Below are 20,854 nucleotides of genomic sequence, written 5' to 3'. Positions count from 1 at the left end.
GCATGACGAAGGCCGTTCACTTCGGCGCGGGCAACATCGGACGCGGATTCGTGGGGCTCCTGCTCCACGAGGGCGGGTACGAGGTGGTGTTCTCGGACGTGGCGACCGCGCTGGTCGATGCGATCAACGCCGCCGACGAGTACACCGTGCACGAGGTCGGCGAGGGCGGCCGGGATCGCGTGGTCACCGGGTTCCGCGCGATCGACAGCGCCGCGGACCCCGACGGCGTGGCGGCGGAGGTGGCGACGGCGGACGTCGTCACCACCGCCGTCGGGCCGACCGTGCTGCGCTTCATCGCGCCGCACATCGTCGCGGGCCTCGCGCTGCGCGAGCCCGACGCCGCACCCCTGCAGGTCATGGCGTGCGAGAACGCGATCGGCGCGACCGACACGCTGCGCGCGCACATGCAGGAGGCCGCGGGCGAGGCATGGGACGCGCTCGCCGGCCGCGCCGTGTTCGCGAACACGGCCGTCGACCGGATCGTCCCGGGCCAGCCCGAGGGACAGGGCATCGACGTGACCGTCGAGCCGTTCTACGAGTGGGCGATCGAGCGTCACCCGTTCGGCGACGCTCCCCCGTCCATCCCGGGCGCGCACTTCGTCGACGACCTGGCGCCGTACATCGAGCGCAAGCTGTTCACGGTCAACACGGGCCACGCGACCGCCGCCTACCTGGGAGCGCGCGCGGGGCTCGAGAGGATCTCGGACGCGCTCGCGGACGAGACCGTGGCGGCGGGCGTGGCCCGGGCGCTCGAGGAGACCTCGGGGATCCTCGTCGCCAAGCACGGCTTCGACCCCGCGGAGCTCGCCGAGTACCGCGCCACGATCCTCGACCGCTTCCGCAACCCGGCCCTGCCCGACACGGTGCGGCGTGTCGGCCGCCAGCCGCTGCGCAAGCTGTCGCGCCACGAGCGGTTCGTGGGCCCGGCGGCGGAGGCGGTCGAGCGGGGGCTCCCGGTGGACGGCCTGCTGGCCGCCATGGGCGCCGCCCTCGTCTTCGACGACCCCGAGGACGAGCAGTCGGTCGAGCTCCGCCGCCTCCTGACCGAGCTCGATCCGAACGCATTCACCGCGCACGTGACGGGGCTCGAGCCCGAGCACCCGCTGTTCGCACGGTTCGCGGCCGTGGTCGCGGAGGCGCAGTCGGCGCAGCGCTGATCAGGGGCGCAGGACCCCGCGGGCACCGGTGGCGACACCGGATTCCGCGGGGTCCGTCCGTCTCCGCGGGTCCGAGAAAATAGTCGAATCTCCGGGTTCGATAATCGAACGCGGCGGCTAGGATCGGTCGCGTGAGCGAGACATCCGAGACCGTCGCCGTCGACACAGCCCGTCCCGCTGCGCGCGCGGGCGCGCAGGCCGGCTCCCAGACCCTGAGCCGGGGCATCCGGCTGCTCGAGGTACTCGCGGCCGCGGATCGGGCCATGTCGATCGACGAGCTCGCGGCGTCGCTCGGGGTCCATCGATCGGTCGCCTACCGGCTGCTGCGCACGCTCGAGGACCACGGCCTCGTGTCCCGCGGCGGCTCCGGGCTGGTGTCGCTGGGCGCCGGCCTCGCGGCGCTCGCCGCCAGCGTGTCGCGCGATCTGCAGCAGGCCGCGCTCCCCGAGCTCGCCGAGGCGGCCGACGACCTCGGCATGACCTGCCTGCTGGTGCTGCTCGAGTCGGACGAGGGCATCACGGTCGTGAGCACTCCCCCGCGCCGCACGGTGGCGGTGTCGTACCAGCCCGGCCACCGGCATCCGATCACGCGCGGGGCGCCAGGCAAGGCGCTGCTGATGGAGCTCGCGGACACCGCGTGGCCGCCGGACGCGCCGGCGCAGCTGCGCGCCGAGATCGAGCTCAGCCGCGAGCGCGGCTACGGCACCAGCCACGACGAGGTCGTGGCGTCGCTGTGGTCGGTCGCCGTGCCGCTCGTGCTGCCGGGCCAGCCGCTGGCGGCCGTCGCGGCGATCCACGTCTCGCTGCCCCGGCCCGAGCCGGAGATCGCCGAACGTCTGCACGCCGCCGCGGCAGGCATCGCGCGCGCCCTCGGCGCCTGAGCCCGGCGCCTCCCCTCGATGGAGCGGAGGCGCCGGGAGGCGCGATCAGACGGTCGCGCGCTGCGGCACGAACACGCCCGCGAAGAACGCCGCGAGCGCGTCGGTGGCGTCGAGGGGAAGCACGTCGGCCACGTAGTGGTCCGGGCGGACGACCACGATCGCGCCGTCGCGGCTGATGCCGCGCGCCTCGAAGATGTCGTCGGCCGGATCGGCCGCGTAGACCTTCTCGTAGTCGACGACCTGGAACGGCCCCACCTTCGGCAGGAAGATCGCGGGGACGCGGTCCATCTCGACCCGCGGGTGGTCCTGCTGGTAGATCACCTTGACGTCGAACCAGGCGTCGACGTCCGCGCCCTCCGGCGTGTAGGCGACGACGGGGGAATCCGGCGCCGAGGCCAGCCATTCCGCGAGCTCGGTCGTCTTCGAGGGCTCGCCGGCCGCGGCGGCGTCGGCGAACACGTAGATGCGCCAGCGGCCGTCCGCGCGGTGATGATGGCCGAGATGCTTGGGGTTGGCGTCGCAGACGCGCACGACAGGGTTCGACTTGAAGCGCTTGCCGACGGGGAACCCGGTCGCCAGCTCCTGGCGCGCCGCGCCGTCGATGATCATCGACGGCTCGTACTGGGTCATGAAGCCGGCCGGGAACTCGATGGTCTTCATGTAGAAGTCCTCGAGCGCCGACGGATCCTCCATCTCCTCGGGCTTGGCCGCCATGAGCGTCGACCACTTCTTGTCGAACTCGATCAGGTTCACGGCGACCTGCTGGCGCTCGGCCGAGTAGGTGTCCAGCAGCGACTCGGGCGCGCGGCCCTCGAGCACGTGCGCCAGCTTCCAGGCGATGTTCCACCCGTCCTGCATCGAGACGTTCATGCCCTGGCCGGCCTTGGCGGAGTGCGTGTGGCACGCGTCGCCGGCGATGAAGACGCGCGGCGTGCGGGCGCCGTCCTCGCCGACCGGCACGTCGTCGAACTTGTCGGTCACGCGGTGGCCGACCTCGTACACGCTGCGCCACGCGACGTTCTTCACGGTGAGCGTGTAGGGGTGCAGGATGCGGTTGGCGCGGGCCTCGACCTCCTCCTGGGAGGTCTGGCGGACGCGCCCGTTGTCGTCGTGGGGCACCTCGCCGAGGTCGACGTACATCCGGAACAGGTGGTTCCCCTCGCGCGGGATGTGCAGAATGCTGCCGCCGTCGTGCGACTGGATCGCGCACTTGGTGCGGATGTCGGGGAAGTCGGTCTCGGCGAGCACGTCCATGACGCCCCAGGCGTGGAACGCCTGGTCGCCGACCAGCTTGCGCCCGATCGACTCGCGCACGCGGCTGCGCGCGCCGTCGGCGCCGACCACGTACTTCGCACGCACCGTGCGCTCCTCGCCCTCGGCGACGCCGGCCGAAGAGCCGGCGCCCTCGGCGCGGCGGAGGGTCACCTCGACGGGGTGCTCGCCGTCCTCGTCGACGCGGAGCGCGACGAACTCCCAGCCCCAGTCCGGCTCGAGGCGCCCCGGCGCATTGCGCGCATACTCGGCGAAGTAGTCCAGGACCCGCGCCTGGTTGACGATCAGGTGCGGGAACTCGCTCATGCCGTGCGGGTCGTCGGGCGTGCGTGCCGCGCGCACGATGTTCTCCGGGTTCTCGGGATCCGGCTTCCAGAAGCACATCTCCGTGATCCGATAGGCCTCCTCCGTGATCCGGTTGGCGAAGCCGAACGCCTGGAAGGTCTCGACGCTGCGGGCCTGGATGCCGTCGGCCTGACCCACCGCGAGCCGCCCTGGACGGCGATCGATGAGGCGGGTCGAGATGCCGCCGAACTGGGCCAGCTGCGCGGCCGCGATCATGCCGGCCGGGCCGGCGCCGACGATCAGCACGTCCATCTCGTCGGGAAGCTCGGGAGCGCGATCCAGGCCGATGCCCTCGGCGGGCTGCACCCGCGGGTCTCCCGACACGTAGCCATGGTGGTGGAACTGCACGGACTCTCCTGCCTCTCGAGGCCCCGCGTCGTCGTGGAGCCGGACTCGCCGCCTTTGGCGTTCGATAATCGAACGGCGCGTTCGCTTATCGATCACGGTGATTCTACGGAGCACACGCGTGCCGCGCAACCGGTTAGGATCGTGACCGTCCGGACTGGCCGCACGCCAGGACCGGTGCTCGAAAAAGGGGCACGAAGCCGACGGCGAGACACATACGGGAATCCGCAGTCCACCCGTCTCTCTCAGACACCGTCGTCTCGAAAGGCCTTCGCCATGCCCACCGTCTCCGCACACGTCGCCGCCGCGCTCTCGCGCCACCTCGATCAGGTCTTCGGCCTGATGGGCAACGGCAACGCCCACCTGCTGGACGCGCTGCTGCGCGACACCGGCGCCGCCTTCACCGCCGTGCGTCACGAGGTCGGCGCGGTCGTCGCCGCCGACGCGCACTTCCGCGTCTCGGGCCGGATCGCCGCCGCCACGACCACGTACGGCGCGGGATTCACCAACACGCTCACCGCGCTCGCCGAGTCGGCGCAGGCGCGCATCCCGCTCGTGCTCGTGGTCGGAGACCAGCCGACGCACGGCCCTCGCCTGTGGGACGTCGACCAGATCGCGCTCGCGTCGGCCGTCGGCGTGCGCACGTATACCGTCGGCCGCCTCGACGCGGCCGCGACCACGGTGATCGCCATCGAGCACGCGCTGGCCAACCGCACCCCGGTCGTGATCGCCCTCCCCTACGACACCCCCACGCTCGACGCGGGCCCCATCCCGCCCCTGCCCGAGCCGCGCCTCCCCGGCCCCGTGATGCCGTCGGCGGACGCGCGCGCCGCGATCACCCGCGCCGCCGAGGCCCTCGCGGGCGCCGAGCGCCCGGTGCTGCTCGCCGGACGCGGCGCCTGGCTCGCGGGCGCCACCGACGCGCTCGGTCGGCTCGCGGCCGCCGCCGGGGCCGTGACCGCGACCACCGCCCTTGGCCGCGGCGTGTTCCCGGACGGCGAGCACGACCTCGGCGTCACCGGCGGCTTCGGCGCGCCTGGCGCGATGGATCTGATCCACGGCGCCGACGTGGTCGTGGCGATCGGGGCCAGCCTGAGCCCGTTCACGATGCGCTTCGGCGAGCTGCTCACGCCCGAGGCCCGGCTCATCCAGGTCGACATCGCGCCGACCGCGACGCACCCGCGCGTGGGCGAGTACATCCGGGGCGACGCCCGGGCCGTGGCAGAGCTCCTGGCGGACGACGTCGCCCGGCTCCGCACGGCCCGCGGATCGTGGCGCGATTCCGTCGACGCCGCTCCGCTGCGGCGCCAGGTCGTCGAGGGCGAGTTCGCACCCGACGGCCGGCTCGATCCCCGCGCGGCGGCGGCCCGCATCGGCGAGCTGCTCCCGGCCGACCGGATCGTGGTGAGCGACGGCGGTCACTTCATCGCGTGGGCGAACATGTTCTGGGACGTCGCCTCGCCGGGCCGGATGGTGATGGTCGGCACGGCGTTCCAGTCGATCGGCCTGGGCTGGCCCAGCGTGGCCGGCGCGGTGCAGGCCGACCCCGAGGCGACCGTGGTGCTCACCACGGGTGACGGCGGGGGCCTGATGGCGCTGGCCGACCTCGAGACCGCGGTGCGGGCCGCGCGCGGCCGCGGCATCGCCGTGGTCTGGAACGACGCGGCCTACAGCGCCGAGGTGAACCTCTATGGCCTGAAGGGCCTGCACGAGGGCCCGATGCGCATCCCTCAGGTCGACTTCGCGGCGCTCGGCCGCGCGGCCGGCGCCGAGGGGGTCGTGGTGGAGCGCCTCGCCGACCTCGAGCGTCTCGCGACCTGGGCCGCGGAGCCGGTCGCCACCCGCCCGTTCCTGCTGCTCGACCTGCGCATCTCGGGTGACGTGATCGCGCCGTACCAGCACGAGGTCATCCGCGTGAACTCCTGACAGCACAGAGACGGAGAGGCCGCCCCGGACGGATCCGGGGCGGCCTCTTCACGTCGACGCGGGGCTGCGTCAGCGCTTGTGCCAGACGTACATGCCGTGCGCCTGCTCGTCCTCGTGCTCGGGACCGAGCGGAAGACCGCGCCGGTCGCGCAGCAGCAGGGTCGCGGTCAGGCTCGCCGCCACCATGAGGAACAGGTACAGCGTCACGCCGTCGGTCGAGCCGGTGCCCGCCACGATCGCCTGCGCGATGGTCGGGGCGAACGCGCCGCCGATGATGGCGCCGATCGCGTACGAGATCGACACGCCCGAGAAGCGGACAGAGGCCGGGAACAGCTCTGAGTACCACGCCGACTGCGGGCCGTACGAGAAGCCGAGGCCGATCGTCAGCAGGATCAGGCCGAGCGCGAGCAGGGCCACGCTGCCCGAGTTCACGAGCGGGAACACCAGCAGCACCGCGACGCCAAGCCAGATCCAGCCCATCGTGTAGGTGACCTTGCGGCCGATCTTGTCGCTCAGCCAGCCGCCGATGAAGGTCGCGATAAGCCAGGTCACCGACGACAGCGTCACGGCGCCGAGCACCTCGCCCAGCGGCAGCCCGACGGGACCCTCGGGGTTCGACGCGTAGCGCTGGATGAAGCCGCCCGTCGTCATGTAGCCGACGGCGTTGTTCGCCGCGAACACGAACGCGCACAGGATCACCAGGGGTGCGAAGCGACGGAACAGCAGGCTGATCGGGGCGCGCGCCTGCTCCTTGCGCTCGGCGATCTCCTGGAACACCGGGCTCTCCTCGACGCGGCGACGCACGTAGTGGCCCACGAGGATCAGCACGAAGCTGAACAGGAACGGGATGCGCCAGCCCCAGTCGAAGAACGAGTCACCCGGGAAGAAGAGCGTCATCAGCTGGTTCATGCCGCTCGCGAGCAGGAGGCCGATGGGCACGCCGATCTGCGGCATCGCGCCCATCAGGCCGCGGCGGTGCTTGGGCGCGTGCTCGACGGCCATCAGGACAGCGCCGCCCCACTCGCCTCCCGCCGAGATGCCCTGCAGGATGCGGAGCAGGATGAGGATGATCGGCGCGATGACGCCCGCCATCGCATACGTCGGAAGCACGCCGATCAACGTCGTGGCGGCACCCATCAGCACGAGGGTCGCGATCAGGACCGGACGGCGTCCGAACTTGTCGCCGTAGTGCCCGGCGAGGAAGGCGCCCAGCGGGCGGAACAGGAAGCTGATGCCCACGGTGGCGAACGAGATGATCGCGGCGCTGCCGGGGAACAGCTCCTTCCACGGCGCGAAGAACAGCGTCTCGAACACGACACCGGCGGCGAACGCGTAGATGAAGAAGTCGTACCACTCGACGGTGGTGCCGACGACCGTGGCGAACGCCACGCGGCGGCGGTCGGTGGAGCTGGAGATGGTGCCGGTCGGCGTGAGCGGACCGGACGCGTCTGGGGCAGACATCAGGACCTCCTTCGGTCGAGATTCTCCGGCGCATCGTCGCGCCGAGGTCGGGGGGGGGAACGCTTGTTCGGATATGGAACGCTACGTTCACATACGGAATCGGGCGATCCGGATGCGACGCTACACCACGACAGCCCTGGAGGGCCAGCATAATGTGACCGATCGATCGGTCAGTAAGTCCGCGGCGACAGCCGCCCCTTGACGCGATCCCGCGGGAGGTGCGTGAGGATCAGGACCCGAAGCCCTCGCCGATGAGCTCGATGAGCTCCTCGCGGTCCTCGACGGGTAGGAACGCGCCGGCCGCCGCGTTCAGCTGGAAGGTCTCGAGGTCGTCGAGCCCGTAGCCGAACACGGCGACGAGCTGGGCCAGCTCCCGGGTCAGCGAGGTGCGGCTCATCAGGCGGTTGTCGGTGTTGACCGTGACCGCGAACCCGAGCTGGTAGAGCAGGTCGAACGGGTGGTCCTCGAGCGTCTTGCCCCAGGCCGCGACCGCGCCCGTCTGGAGGTTCGACGAGGGAGACAGCTCGAGGGGGATCTCGCGGTCCCGCACCCACCGCGCGAGGTCGCCGAAGCGCACGCGCACCTCCTCGCCCTCGCGGCTGACGATCTCGAGATCCTCGGCCAGGCGCACGCCGTGCCCGAGCCGCAACGCGCGCCCGTCGATCAGCGCGGAACGGATCGAGTCGAGCCCCGCCCCCTCGCCCGCATGGATCGTGGTGGGCAGGAACGCGTGGGCGACGATGTCGATCGCCTCGCGGTGCCCCGAGGCGGGGAACCCGTCCTCCGGTCCGGCCAGGTCGAAGCCGACCACGCCCTCGTCGCGGAAGTCCACCGCGAGCCGGGCGATGTCGGCCGAGCGGGCGTTCTGCCGCATGGCGGTGAGCAGCTGCCCGACCCGGATGCTGCGTCCGGCGTCGTCCGCGGCGTCCTCGCCCTGCTCGATCCCCTCCTGCACGGCCTCGACCGCCTCCTCGAGCGTGAGGCCGCCCGCGAGGTGCTGCTCGGGCGCCCAGCGCACCTCGCCGTAGATCACGCCGTCCTCGGCGAGGTCCTCGACGAACTCGCGGGCGACGCGCGTGAGGCCGTCGCGGGTCTGCATGACGGCCGTGGTGACCGCGAAGGTCTCGAGGTACTTCTCGAGCGACCCGGAATCGCTCTGCCGCGCGAACCACGATGCCAGGCGGGCCGGGTCGGTCTCGGGCAGGTCGACGCCGGCGGCGTCCGCGAGCTCCACGATCGTGTCGGGCCGCAGGCCGCCGTCGAGGTGGTCGTGCAGCGACACCTTGGGCAGACTGCGGATCGACACACCCTCCACGCGGGCGTCGCCGAACGGATCGATCATGGGGTGCTCCTCGAGGACGGTGATGCCGGTGGCGGACGGAGGGTCAGGACGCGGTGATGCGCTCGCGCACGAGCGGGGACCTGTCGGGCTCGGCGTCGCCGATCTCCCACGCCCCCTCGAGCACCTCGAGCGCGCGGGCGAAGCGGCTGTCGTCGGGTCCGCCGATCGTGAAGAGCGGCTGGCCCGCGGCGACGCGGTCGCCGGGCTTGGCGTGCAGGTCGATGCCCGCCTCGTGCAGCACGGGGTCCTCCGCGCGGGCGCGGCCGGCGCCGAGACGCCAGGCGGCCACGCCGAAGCCGTAGGCGTCCATGCGGGTGACATAGCCGTCGCGCGGGGCCGTGACGACGTGCGTCTCGGCCGGGACGGGAAGGGGCGCGTCCGGGTCGCCGCCCTGGGCCTCGATCATCCGGCGCCAGGCGTCCATGGCCCGGCCGTCGCGCAGCGCGGCCTCGACGTCCGCGTCGGGTTGCCCCGCGAGCGCGAGCATCTCCCGGGCGAGCGCGACCGTGAGCTCCACGACGTCCGCGGGACCGCCGCCGGCGAGCACCTCGACCGACTCGCGGACCTCGTTGGCGTTGCCGATCGCGAGGCCGAGCGGAGTGTCCATGTCCGTGAGCAGCGCGGTCGTGCGCACGCCGGAGTCCGTGCCCAGCTCGACCATCGTCCGCGCGAGCTCGCGCGCCCGGTCGAAGTCCTTCATGAAGGCGCCCGAGCCGAACTTGACGTCGAGCACGAGCGCATCCGTGCCCTCGGCGATCTTCTTCGACATGATGCTCGAGGCGATGAGCGGGATGGCCTCGACCGTGCCGGTGACGTCGCGCAGCGCGTAGAGGCGCTTGTCGGCGGGCGCCAGCCCCGACCCGGCCGCGCAGATCACGGCGCCGACGTCGCGCAGCTGCGCGGTCATCTCGTCGTTCGACAGCGCCGCGCGCCAGCCGGGGATCGACTCGAGCTTGTCGAGCGTGCCGCCCGTGTGACCGAGGCCGCGTCCGGACAGCTGCGGCACCGCGACGCCGAACGCGGCGACCAGCGGTGCGAGCGGCAGCGTGATCTTGTCCCCGACGCCGCCGGTCGAGTGCTTGTCGGCCGTGGGCTTGCCGAGGCCCGCGAAGCTCATCCGCTCCCCCGACGCGATCATCGCGTCGGTCATCACGCGGATCTCGTCGCGGTCCATGCCGTTGAGCAGCACCGCCATCGCGAAGGCCGCCATCTGCGCGTCGGCGACGTAGTCGCGCGTGTAGGCGTCGATCATCCAGCGCAGCGCGTCCTCCGGGACCCGCCCGCCGTCGCGCTTCGCGCGGATGACGTCGACCGCGTCGAAGGGCTCGACGGCGCCGTTCTCGGTCGCGCTCATCGGCTCGCCTCCTCGAGGTCGCGGGGCCCGAACGCGTCGGGCAGCACCTCGTCGATCGTGCGGATGCCGGACACCGTCTCCAGAAGCATTCCGGTGACGGCATGCTCGGAGAGCAGCTGCCGGCAGCGGCCGCACGGCATGATCGTGGCGCCGTGGGCGTCCACGCACACGAACGCGACGAGCTTGCCGCCGCCGGTGCGGTGCAGGTCGGACACGAGACCGCACTCGGCGCACAGCACCACGCCGTAGGCGGCGTTCTCGACGTTGCATCCCGACACGATGCGCCCGTCCGACACGAGGGCCGCGGCCCCGACCTTGTAGCGCGAGTACGGCGCGTACGCGTGCTCCATGGCCTCGGTGGCGACGGCGCGCAGCTCGTCCCAGTCGATGTCCCCGGAGGGGAACTGATCGTCGCTCATCTCATCCCTTGATGTACGGCTTGCCCGCGGCGGCCGGCCCGCGCGACTGCCCGACGAAGCCCGCGACCGCGAGGATCGTGACGACGTAGGGCAGCATCTGCATGAACTGGCCGGGGATCGGCGATCCCAGCACGGTGAGCAGGTTCTGGAGGTTGGTCGCGAAGCCGAAGAGCAGCGCCGCGAGGGCCGCGCGGATCGGGTCCCAGCGACCGAAGATGACCGCCGCGAGCGCGATGAAGCCGAGGCCGGCCGTCATGCCCTCGCCGAACTGCGGCACCGACACGAGCGTGAAGTACGCGCCGCCCGCGCCCGCGATCACGCCCGCGAGGCACACGTTCCAGAAGCGCGTGGGGTTGACCTTGATGCCGACCGTGTCGGCGGCCTGCGGGTGCTCGCCGACCGCGCGCAGGCGCAGGCCCCAGCGGGTGCGGTAGAGACCCCAGGCGACGAGCGCGACCGTCGCGTACATCAGGTAGACGATGAACGGCTGGTTGAACAGCACGGGCCCGAGCACCGGGATCTCCACGAGGCCCGGGATCGGCAGGCGCGGGAAGGTCGCGGGGCGGTTGAGCACGAGCTCGTTGGGCACGAGGAGGATGCCGTAGAGGAAGCCCGTGAGGCCCGTGACCAGCACGTTGAGCACGACGCCGACGATCACCTGATCGACCAGGTACTTGATCGAGAACGCCGCCAGCACGAGCGAGACCAGCACGCCGCCGATCATGGCGCCGATCAGGCCGACGTACGGGCTGCCGGTGACGCTGCCCAGGATGGCCGCGGAGAACGCGCCGAGGAGCAGCTGTCCCTCGATCGCCACGTTGACCACGCCCACGCGTTCGCCGATGACGCCGCCCAGCGCGCCGAACACGATCGGCACCGAGATGGACAGCGCGCCGCCGAACAGGTTGACGACGGGCACGAGGCCGCCGGCGCCGGACCAGGTCAGGAACGCGAACAGCGCGATCAGCCCGAACGCGAGCGTGAGCCACAGGCGCGTGCGCCGGTAGGCCCAGACGTCCCACACCGCGACCGCGGTGAGGGCCGCGAGCAGCACGAGGCTCGTGAGCACGGCCGGCGCCGTGGGCACCGAGACCTCGCCGAGCGAGAGCGCCTCTCCCCCGCCCAGGCCGAAGCGCGTGACGCCGTCTCGGCCCGCCAGCAGGAACAGCGCGCCGAGCAGCACGGTCACCACCGCGAGCGTGATCGCCGGCTTGGGGTGACGCACCCGCACCGTGGGGTGGACGACCGGGGCCTCCGGGTCGAGGGTCGTCGTCGTGGTCATCAGGCCACCGCCTTCCGCGCCGCCTTGGCCCTGGCCCTGGCGCTCTTCTCGGCCTCGCTCTTGGGCAGGAAGAAGATCGTGCGCACGAGCGGCGGGGCCGCGACGAACAGCACGACGAGCGCCTGCACGACCAGCACGAAGTCGATCGGGATGCCCGCCGCCTGCATCTGGTACGCGCCGGCCTTCAGCGCGCCGAACAGCAGGCCCGCCGCGAACGTGCCCCACGCGCGGCTGCGGCCCAGGAGGGCCACCGTGATGGCGTCGAAGCCGAAGCCGGCGTCGATGTGGGAGTTGAAGCCGGTCGTGACCGCGCCCTGGATCTGGTTCATGCCGGCGAGGCCCGCGAGCGCGCCCGCGAACAGCATCGCGTAGACGTAGATGCGCGGCACCGAGATGCCGGCGGTGCGAGCGGCGCTCGGATTCTCGCCGACGGCGCGCATGCGCAGCCCCAGCGCCGAGTGCTCGAGCAGCCACCACACGAAGACCGTCGCGAGCACCACGATCAGGAAGCCGAGGTCGAGGTTGGGGAAGCGCGGCCCGAGCAGGTCGGGGAACACGGCGCCCGCCGGAGTCGCCTCCGTGATCGGCTGGGTCGTGCCGGCCTTCTGCAGCACGCCCTGCGTGCTGACCATCCACTCGACCAGCAGCACGCCGACGTAGTTGAGCATGATCGTGAGGATCACCTCGTGCGCACCCGTGCGCGCCTTGAGGAGACCCGCGATGCCGGCCCAGATGGCGCCGCCGATCAGACCGCCCGCGAGCGTCACCGGCAGCTGGACGACCGCCGGCAGGTCGAGCTGAAACGTCAGCAGCGCCGTGAAGGCGGCGCCGAAGACGATCTGGCCCTGCGCGCCGATGTTGAACAGCCCGACGCGGAACGCCACGGCGACGCCGAGGCCGGCCGCGATGAGCGGCGCGGCGGCGCCGAGCGTGTTGGTCAGCGAGCGGATGCCCGTGAGGAAGTCGTCCGCGCGGGTGTTGTAGATCGCGCCGCGGAACAGCGCGTCGTAGCCGGCCACGACCGCGTTCCACGCGGCCGAGATCGTGTCGGCGGGGCGGGCGAAGAAGTAGCCGGACGCCGCCATGACGTCCTCGTCCGTGAGCGCGATGAGCACGCCGCCGACGACGAAGGCGGCGACGAGCGCGAGCACGGTGGTGACGATGCTCCCGCGCAGGATCTCGCGCAGGAGCTGCCCGCTCCGGGGCGGACCGGCCGGCGGGGCCGTGTGCGGCTGCGGCGCCTGGGGCGCGGGCGTGGTCCCGGTCATGCTGCGGTCTCCTGTGCGCCGGCCATCATGAGGCCCAGCACGTCGCGCGGGGTGTCGGCGGGGACGATGCCGACGATCCTGCCCCGGTACATCACGGCGATCCGGTCGGCGAGCGCGACGACCTCGTCGAGCTCGGTCGACACGACGATCACGGGCACGCCCGCGTCGCGCGCGGCGACGATCCGGGCGTGGATGAACTCGATCGACCCGACGTCCACGCCGCGCGTGGGCTGGGCCGCGAGCAGCAGGCTGAGCTCGCGGCTCATCTCGCGCGCGACGACGACCTTCTGCTGGTTGCCGCCGGACAGGGTGCCGGCCGGCGTGAGGGGGCCCTGGGCGCGGATGTCGAACTCGTCGATCCGCTCGCGCGCGAAGCGATCCAGCGCTCCGCGCTGAAGCGTGCCGGCCTTGACGAACTCGGGAGCGCTCGACCGGTCGAGGATGAGGTTCTCGGCGATCGACATGCCGCCGACCAGGCCGTCGATCTTGCGGTCCTCGGGCACGAAGCCGACGCCCGCCTCGAGGATCGAGCGCACGCTCTGCCCCACGAGCTCGCGGCCGTCGAGCGTGATCGAGCCGGCGACCCGGTCCTGCAGCCCCACGAGCGCCTCGGTGAGCTCGGTCTGGCCGTTGCCCTGCACGCCCGCGATGGCGAGGATCTCGCCGGGCCGCACCTCGAAGTCGACGTCGTCCACGAGCACCGCGCCCGTGGGCGAGACGACGCGAAGGCCGCGGACCTCGAGCCCGCCGGTCGCGGCGGGGGCCGCCGGCTCCTTGTGCACGGTCAGCTCGACCGCGCGACCCACCATGAGCGAGGCGAGCTCGGCGTTCGTCGACTGCGGCGACGCCTCCCCCACGACCTTGCCGCGGCGGATGACGGTGATCTTGTCGGCGACCTCGCGCACCTCGCGCAGCTTGTGGGTGATGAAGACGATGCCCGTGCCCTCGTCGCGCAGCTGGCGCATCATGGCCATGAGCTCGTCGGTCTCCTGCGGCGTGAGCACGGCCGTCGGCTCGTCGAACACGAGCACCTTCGCGTCGCGCGAGAGCGCCTTGATGATCTCGACCCGCTGCTGGACGCCCACGGGCAGGTCCTCCACGAGCGCGTCCGGGTCGACGTGGAATCCGAACCGGTCGGCGACCGTGCGCACCTGCTCGCGCGCGGCGTCCAGGTCGAGGCGGCCGAGCGCGCCGGTGCGCTCGTGACCGAGCGCGACGTTCTCGGCGACGGTGAAGACCGGGACCAGCATGAAGTGCTGGTGCACCATGCCGATGCCGGCGGCCATCGCGTCGCCCGGCCCGCGGAATCGCTGCGGCACGTCGTCGAGCAGGATCTCGCCCTCGTCGGCCTGGTAGAGGCCGTAGAGCACGTTCATCAGCGTCGACTTGCCCGCGCCGTTCTCCCCGAGGAGGGCATGGATCTGGCCGGGCTCGACCGTGAGATCGATGTGGTCGTTGGCGACGAGACTGCCGAATCGTTTCGTGATCCCGCGGAGCTCGAGCTTCATGTGTGGCACCCTATCGCGCGCGTCTGTCGAGGTGGAGGAGCGGCCGCATGACGCGGGGCGACCGGACCGTCCAGGTCCGATCGCCCCGCGTGCGGCGTGCTGAGGCTTACGGCGAGTTCTCCGACTCGACCGTGATCTCGCCGGCGATGATCGCCTCCTGCAGGGCGGCGATCTCGTCGAGCGTGCCCTCGGGCAGCTCGGCCTCGAAGTCGTGGAAGCTCGACAGCGCGACGCCGCCGTTCTCCAGCGTGCCGATGTAGGGGGCCGGGTCGAATTCGCCCGCGGCGGCCGCCTTGGTGGCGTCGTACACGGCCTGGTCGATCGCCTTCATGATCGACACGAGCGTGATGTCCGCGAGGTCCGGGTCCTTGACCGCGAGGTCGCTGTCCACACCCATGAGCAGCACGTCCTGGCCGCCGTCGCGGATGGCGGCCGCGGCGCTGGTGTAGATGGGGCCGCCGACGGGCAGGATCACGTCGACGCCCTGGTCGAGGATGCCCTGCGCGGTCTGGCGCGCGACGTCGTTGGCCTCGAAGCCGCCCGTGAACGAGCCGCTCTGCGCCTCGGCGTCCCAGCCCACGACCTCGACCGCGGCGCCCTTGTCCTCGTTGTACTTCTCGACGCCGAGCTGGAAGCCGTCCATGAACACGGCGACCGACGGGATCTGCATGCCGCCGAAGGTGCCGACCTTGTTCACACCGCTCTCGGCCGACCACGCCGCCGCGGCGTAGCCGCCCAGGTACGCGGCCTCGGCCGTGTTGAAGACGAGCGGCTTGATGTTCGGCGCGTCGGTGGTGCCGTCGAAGTCGGTGTCCGCGTAGTCGTCGATGATCGCGTAGTCGACCTCGGGGTTGGCGTTCGCCGACTCCACGGTCGCGGCGGCCAGGTTGAAGCCGACGGAGATGATCAGCGAGCAGCCGTTCGAGACGAGCGTCTCGAGGTTCGGCGCGTAGTCGTTCGCGCTGGTCGACTCCATCTCCTGGGCCTCGACGCCGAGCTCCTCCGCGATGCGGTCCATGCCCTCCTTGGCCGACTGGTTGAAGGAGCGGTCGTTCCAGCCACCCTCGTCCGAGATGAGGCAGGGGATGAAGTCGTCGGCGGGCTCCGGAGCGGCCGAGCCGCCGGGGGTCTCCTCCTCGGGCGCCGCGCCGCAGCCGGCGAGCAGGATCGCCGTGCCGGCGATCGCGAGGCCGGCGAGCGCGGCCTTCCGGGTGGTCCTGATCACACTGTCCTCCATGAAGAACGTCGGCCCCGGATGTGCGGGGGCGCCATGCGGCCCCGCACGGGCGCGGGGCGATACGCTCACGCTACATAACGGCGACCGAGCATTCCGCCCAGACCAGGGCCCCGAAACGCGATAGTTACAAAACCGCCTCGCGCGGCGCGCTCACGCCGGCGTCCGCGGGTCAGAGGACGCTGTCGCGTCCGTCCTCGTGCAGGCGGCCCACGACGCTCTTCACGCGCTGCGCGTGCTCGCTCGTCGTGACCAGCAGTGCGTCGTCCGTGTCCACCACGATCAGCCCCTCGACGCCGACGACCGCGATCACGCGGTTGGTCTGCGAGACGACCAGCCCCGTGGACTCGTCGACCAGCACCTTGTCGTTCTGACCGAGGATCGACATCGTGTCCGGCCGGCCGCCGGAGATGAGCTTCGCCAGGCTCGCGAAGTCCCCCACGTCGTCCCAGTCGAAGTGGCCGGGGATGACCGCCAGGCGCCCCTTGGCCGCGGCCGGCTCCGCGACCGCGTAGTCGATCGCGATCTTCTTCAGCCCGGGCCAGACGCGGTCGCACACCTCGGCGCGGCGATCGGTGTCCCACGCCCGCGCGATCTCGAGCAGCCCCGCGTGCAGCTCCGGCTCGTTCGCCGCCAGCTCCTCGAGCAGCACGTCGGCCCGCGAGATGAACATGCCCGCGTTCCACAGATAGTTGCGGTCCGCGTAGTAGCGTCGCGCGGTCTCGAGGTCTGGCTTCTCGACGAAGCTCTCGACGATCGCCGCCATGGGGGCGCCGTCGACGTCGATCTCGTCGCCCTTCTTGATGTAGCCGAAGCCGACCGAGGCCTCGCTCGGCGCGATTCCGATCGTGCAGATGTAGCCCGCGCGCGCGGCCGCGACGGCCTGCTGCACCGAGAACTCGAACGCGCGCTGACGGGTGATGTGGTGATCGGCGGCGAACGAGCCGATGATCACGCCGGGCTCACGGTGCTCGAGGATCGCGGCGGCCAGGCCGATCGCGGCGGCCGAGTCGCGCTGCGACGCCTCGATGAAGACGTTCGCCAGCGGGATCTCCGGGAGCTCCTCCTCCACGCGGGACTCGTGCGCGCTGCCCGTGACGACCGCGATGCGGTCCGGTCCGGTCAGCGGCAGCAGACGGTCCCACGTGTTCCGCAGCAGCGACACTCCCGACCCGGTGAGGTCATGCAGGAACTTGGGCGCCTCGGCGCGCGAGAGGGGCCACAGGCGCGAGCCGACTCCCCCTGCGGGGATGACGGCGTAGAAGTCCTCGATCTCGGCAGGCATGGCTTCCACGCTACCGGTTCCCATTTCTCTCGACGTCGAGAGAGTTAGGTTCGCCTTCATCGCGGAACCGCGCGCGCCGCAATAGAGTTGGGGTGCCTACGGCCCGCCCCGCGCGCCATCCGGGCGACGACCTCGCAACGATCAGGGAGGAACGACGTGTCCGCTCCTACGCGTCTGACATTGTCGGTGGCGGAGACTACCTCGAGGGTCCCCCGGGGCACCCTCTACCGCGGCCGTGAGGGCATGTGGTCCTGGGTGCTCCACCGCATCACCGGTGTGGCCATCTTCTTCTTCCTGCTCGTGCACGTGCTCGACACCGCGCTCATCCGGGTCTCCCCCGAGGCGTACGACGCGGTCATCGGCACCTACAAGCACCCCATCATGGGCCTCGGCGAGATCGCGCTCGTCGGCGCGATCGCGTTCCACGCGTTCAACGGCCTGCGGATCATCCTGGTCGACTTCTGGGCCCGCGGCGCGCAGTACCAGCGCCAGCTGTTCTGGGGGGTCATCGCCGTCTGGGTGGTCGTGATGGCCGGCTTCGTACCCCGCCAGCTGATCAACACGTTCTCGCACATCGGAGGGGGCCACTGATGACCGCCGACACCCTCGCCGCGCCCCGCGCGCCGCACAGCGCCCCCCGCAACAAGGGCGTGAACCTCGAGAAGTGGGGCTGGATCTACATGCGCGTCTCCGGCGTGCTGCTGGTCGTGCTGATCTTCGGACACCTCTTCGTGAACCTCGTCGCGCCCGAGGGCGGCGTGCACGCGCTGAACTTCGCGTTCGTCGCCGGCAAGTTCGCCTCGCCGTTCTGGCAGTGGTGGGACGTCCTGATGCTGTGGCTGGCGTTCATCCACGGCGCCAACGGCATGCGCACGATCGTGAACGACTACGTGCACAACGCGAAGGTCCGCTCCGCGCTGGTGTGGGTCATCTGGATCGCCGCCGCCGTGATGATCGTGCTCGGCACGCTCGTGGTGTTCACGTTCGACCCGTGCCTGGGCGTCACGCCGGACAGCACGCTGTGGGACATGTGCCAGGCGCAGGCCTGACGGAAGAACGAATAAGGGATATGGCAACGCAGACCAGCGAGTCCGTCGTGCGCGACGGCGTCCACTACCACCAGTTCGACATCGTCATCGTGGGCGCCGGCGGCGCCGGCATGCGCGCGGCGATCGAGGCCGGCCCCGGCGCGAAGACCGCCGTGATCACGAAGCTCTACCCCACCCGCTCGCACACGGGCGCGGCGCAGGGCGGCATGGCCGCGGCGCTCGCGAACGTCGAGGAGGACTCGTGGGAGTGGCACACCTTCGACACGGTCAAGGGCGGCGACTACCTCGTCGACCAGGACGCGGCGGAGATCCTCGCCAAGGAGGCCATCGACGCGGTCATCGACCTCGAGAACATGGGTCTGCCGTTCAACCGCACGCCCGACGGCAAGATCGACCAGCGCCGCTTCGGCGGCCACACGGCCGAGCACGGCAAGAGCCCGGTGCGCCGCGCGTGCTACGCCGCCGACCGCACGGGGCACATGATCCTGCAGACGCTGTTCCAGAACTGCGTCAAGCTCGGCATCAACTTCTTCAACGAGTTCTACGCGCTCGACCTCATCACGGTGAAGGACGCCGACGGGAAGACGCAGATCGCGGGCGTCGTCGCGTACGAGCTGGCCACGGGCGACCTGCACGTCTTCCACTCGAAGGCCGTCATCTTCGCGACCGGCGGCTTCGGCAAGATCTTCAAGACCACGTCGAACGCGCACACCCTCACGGGCGACGGCGTCGGCATCGTGTGGCGCAAGGGCCTGCCGCTCGAGGACGTCGAGTTCTTCCAGTTCCACCCGACCGGCCTGGCGGGCCTGGGCATCCTGCTCACCGAGGGCGCCCGCGGCGAGGGCGCCATCCTGCGCAACGCCTCCGGTGAGCGCTTCATGGAGCGCTACGCCCCCACGATCAAGGACCTCGCGCCCCGCGACATCGTCGCGCGCTGCATGGTGCAGGAGGTCCGCGAGGGCCGCGGCGCAGGCCCCAACAAGGACTACGTGCTGCTCGACTGCACGCACCTGGGCGCCGAGGTGCTCGAGACCAAGCTCCCGGACATCACGGAGTTCGCGCGCACGTACCTCGGCATCGACCCGGTCGTCGAGCCGGTGCCCGTGATGCCGACCGCGCACTACGCGATGGGCGGCATCCCGACCAACAACGACGCCGAGGTGCTGGCCGACAACGAGACCGTCGTCCCCGGCCTGTACGCCGCCGGCGAGTGCGCCTGCGTGTCGGTGCACGGCGCCAACCGCCTCGGCACCAACTCGCTGCTCGACATCAACGTGTTCGGCAAGCGCGCCGGACGCAATGCGGTCGAGTACGTGAAGAGCGCCGACTTCGTGCCGCTGCCCGCGGACCCCGCCGCGGGCGTCCGCGACATGATCGAGGGCATCCGCTCCGCCAAGGGCACCGAGCGCATCTCCGACATCCGCAAGAAGCTGCAGGAGGAGATGGACGACAAGGCCCAGGTGTTCCGCACCGAGGAGAGCCTGACGGACGTCCTGGGCACGATCGCGGAGCTGCGCGACCGCTACCGCAACATCTACGTGGACGACAAGGGCAGGCGGTACAACACCGACCTGCTCGAGGCCGTGGAGCTGGGCTTCCTGCTCGACATCGCCGAGATCGTCGCCTACGCGGCCCGCAACCGCCGCGAGAGCCGCGGCGGCCACATGCGCGAGGACTACCAGGCGCGCGACGACGAGCAGTACATGAAGCACACGATGGCGTACCTCACGGGCGACCCGCACTCGTCGAACCCCGAGGACCACATCAAGCTGGACTGGAAGCCGGTCGTATTCACCAAGAACGAGAAGGGCGAGTTCAACTACCCGCCCCTGGAGAGGAAGTACTGATGGCCGCCGCCGTCGTGACCGAGGACACCGCCGCTCCCGCGCCCGCCGAGTCGAACGACTCCGGCATCCAGTCGTACCTCGTCACGTTCATCATCCGCCGCTTCGACCCCGAGGTCGACAGCGAGCCGCGCTGGGTCGACTACGACGTCGAGATGTACTCGACCGACCGCGTGCTCGACGCCCTGCACCGCATCAAGTGGGACCAGGACGGCTCGCTCGCGTTCCGCCGCTCGTGCGCCCACGGCATCTGCGGCTCGGACGCCATGCGCATCAACGGCCGCAACCGCCTCGCCTGCAAGACGCTGATCAAGGACCTCGACATCTCGAAGCCGATCTACGTCGAGGCGATCAAGGGCCTGCCGCTCGAGAAGGACCTCATCGTCGACATGGACCCGTTCTTCGCGGCCTACCGCGAGGTCCAGCCCTTCCTGCAGGCGAACTCGGTGCCCGAGAAGGGCAAGGAGCGCGTGCAGTCCGTGTCCGACCGCGCGATCTTCGACGACACCACCAAGTGCATCCTGTGCGCCGCGTGCACCTCGTCGTGCCCCGTGTTCTGGACGGACGGCCAGTACTTCGGCCCCGCAGCGATCGTCAACGCGCACCGCTTCATCTTCGACTCGCGCGACGACGCGGGCGACGTGCGCCTGGACATCCTGAACGACAAGGAGGGCGTGTGGCGCTGCCGCACGACCTTCAACTGCACCGAGGCGTGCCCGCGCGGCATCGAGATCACGAAGGCGATCGCCGACGTGAAGCAGGCGCTCGTCCGCGGCACGGACGCGCAGAAGAAGGCGCTGAAGATCCTGCACCCGGCCTGAGCCGACGCACCCGTGGACCGGGGCCGCCGACATCCGATGTCGGCGGCCCCGGTTACGTTAA

The 20,854-nt window shown here is 71.2% G+C and carries 17 protein-coding genes; 7 read left to right on the top strand and 10 right to left on the bottom strand.

Annotated elements, in window-relative coordinates; translation table 11 throughout:
• Positions 1-2: 2 nt before the first annotated feature.
• On the top strand, positions 3-1,157 hold the full coding sequence (locus tag ACYVGN_RS12060; RefSeq protein ID WP_460791047.1) for a mannitol-1-phosphate 5-dehydrogenase: 1,155 nt from the start codon (positions 3-5) through the stop codon (positions 1,155-1,157).
• A gap of 131 nt (positions 1,158-1,288) precedes the next feature.
• Positions 1,289-2,038 carry an IclR family transcriptional regulator gene (locus ACYVGN_RS12055; protein WP_460791046.1) on the top strand — a complete coding sequence of 250 codons (750 nt, stop codon included), beginning with the start codon at positions 1,289-1,291 and terminating at the stop codon, positions 2,036-2,038.
• Positions 2,039-2,083: 45 nt separating this feature from the next.
• Here the strand turns inward: ACYVGN_RS12055 and ACYVGN_RS12050 are convergent, their stop codons facing one another.
• The gene (locus tag ACYVGN_RS12050; RefSeq protein WP_460791045.1) at positions 2,084-4,003 is read right to left on the bottom strand and encodes an FAD-binding monooxygenase; all 1,920 of its coding nucleotides are present in this window, start codon (positions 4,001-4,003) and stop codon (positions 2,084-2,086) included.
• Between the two features lie 273 nt (positions 4,004-4,276).
• Here ACYVGN_RS12050 and ACYVGN_RS12045 point away from each other — a divergent pair, with 273 nt between their 5' ends.
• Positions 4,277-5,926 (top strand): thiamine pyrophosphate-binding protein, encoded by a 1,650-nt coding sequence (locus tag ACYVGN_RS12045; RefSeq protein WP_460791043.1) that lies wholly within the window; start codon positions 4,277-4,279, stop codon positions 5,924-5,926.
• A 69-nt stretch (positions 5,927-5,995) separates the two neighbouring features.
• Here ACYVGN_RS12045 and ACYVGN_RS12040 read toward each other — a convergent pair whose 3' ends face one another.
• From ACYVGN_RS12040 to ACYVGN_RS12000, 9 genes are all read right to left on the bottom strand, one after another.
• On the bottom strand, positions 5,996-7,387 hold the full coding sequence (locus ACYVGN_RS12040; RefSeq protein ID WP_055990407.1) for an MFS transporter: 1,392 nt from the start codon (positions 7,385-7,387) through the stop codon (positions 5,996-5,998).
• Between the two features lie 229 nt (positions 7,388-7,616).
• Positions 7,617-8,729 carry an adenosine deaminase gene (locus ACYVGN_RS12035; protein WP_460791042.1) on the bottom strand — a complete coding sequence of 371 codons (1,113 nt, stop codon included), beginning with the start codon at positions 8,727-8,729 and terminating at the stop codon, positions 7,617-7,619.
• Positions 8,730-8,772: 43 nt separating this feature from the next.
• Positions 8,773-10,083, bottom strand: a complete 1,311-nt coding sequence (locus ACYVGN_RS12030; protein WP_055990413.1) for a thymidine phosphorylase — start codon at positions 10,081-10,083, stop codon at positions 8,773-8,775.
• Positions 10,080-10,502: a cytidine deaminase gene (locus tag ACYVGN_RS12025; protein ID WP_055990416.1), complete on the bottom strand. Its 423-nt coding sequence runs from the start codon at positions 10,500-10,502 to the stop codon at positions 10,080-10,082. The genes ACYVGN_RS12030 and ACYVGN_RS12025 overlap by 4 nt, the downstream gene beginning before the upstream one ends.
• Before the next feature lies 1 nt (position 10,503).
• Positions 10,504-11,784 carry an ABC transporter permease gene (locus ACYVGN_RS12020; protein ID WP_460791040.1) on the bottom strand — a complete coding sequence of 427 codons (1,281 nt, stop codon included), beginning with the start codon at positions 11,782-11,784 and terminating at the stop codon, positions 10,504-10,506.
• On the bottom strand, positions 11,784-13,052 hold the full coding sequence (locus ACYVGN_RS12015; RefSeq protein WP_460791039.1) for an ABC transporter permease: 1,269 nt from the start codon (positions 13,050-13,052) through the stop codon (positions 11,784-11,786). Before ACYVGN_RS12015 ends, ACYVGN_RS12020 begins: the two co-directional genes overlap by 1 nt.
• The gene (locus ACYVGN_RS12010; protein WP_460791038.1) at positions 13,049-14,560 is read right to left on the bottom strand and encodes an ABC transporter ATP-binding protein; all 1,512 of its coding nucleotides are present in this window, start codon (positions 14,558-14,560) and stop codon (positions 13,049-13,051) included. The genes ACYVGN_RS12015 and ACYVGN_RS12010 overlap by 4 nt, the downstream gene beginning before the upstream one ends.
• A 106-nt stretch (positions 14,561-14,666) precedes the next feature.
• Positions 14,667-15,782: a BMP family lipoprotein gene (locus tag ACYVGN_RS12005; RefSeq protein WP_374198156.1), complete on the bottom strand. Its 1,116-nt coding sequence runs from the start codon at positions 15,780-15,782 to the stop codon at positions 14,667-14,669.
• Positions 15,783-15,966: 184 nt separating this feature from the next.
• Entirely contained in the window at positions 15,967-17,079 is a 1,113-nt protein-coding gene (locus ACYVGN_RS12000; protein WP_460791036.1) for a mannose-1-phosphate guanylyltransferase, read from the bottom strand.
• Positions 17,080-17,235: 156 nt separating this feature from the next.
• Here ACYVGN_RS12000 and sdhC point away from each other — a divergent pair, with 156 nt between their 5' ends.
• Genes sdhC through ACYVGN_RS11980 form a run of 4 tightly spaced genes read left to right on the top strand, consistent with a single transcriptional unit; the run spans position 17,236 to position 20,793 of the window.
• Positions 17,236-17,670 carry a succinate dehydrogenase, cytochrome b556 subunit gene (sdhC, locus tag ACYVGN_RS11995; protein WP_082543041.1) on the top strand — a complete coding sequence of 145 codons (435 nt, stop codon included), beginning with the start codon at positions 17,236-17,238 and terminating at the stop codon, positions 17,668-17,670.
• Positions 17,670-18,128 (top strand): succinate dehydrogenase, hydrophobic membrane anchor protein, encoded by a 459-nt coding sequence (sdhD, locus tag ACYVGN_RS11990; RefSeq protein ID WP_055990428.1) that lies wholly within the window; start codon positions 17,670-17,672, stop codon positions 18,126-18,128. Before sdhC ends, sdhD begins: the two co-directional genes overlap by 1 nt.
• Before the next feature lie 20 nt (positions 18,129-18,148).
• Positions 18,149-19,975 carry a succinate dehydrogenase flavoprotein subunit gene (gene sdhA / locus ACYVGN_RS11985; RefSeq protein ID WP_460791034.1) on the top strand — a complete coding sequence of 609 codons (1,827 nt, stop codon included), beginning with the start codon at positions 18,149-18,151 and terminating at the stop codon, positions 19,973-19,975.
• Positions 19,975-20,793 carry a succinate dehydrogenase iron-sulfur subunit gene (locus tag ACYVGN_RS11980; RefSeq protein WP_460791032.1) on the top strand — a complete coding sequence of 273 codons (819 nt, stop codon included), beginning with the start codon at positions 19,975-19,977 and terminating at the stop codon, positions 20,791-20,793. The genes sdhA and ACYVGN_RS11980 overlap by 1 nt, the downstream gene beginning before the upstream one ends.
• Positions 20,794-20,854: the final 61 nt, after the last annotated feature.

Source organism: Microbacterium lacusdiani, from assembly GCF_054779895.1.
Note: the sequence above shows the minus strand (reverse complement) of the source record. Positions and strands in the feature narration are given on the sequence as shown.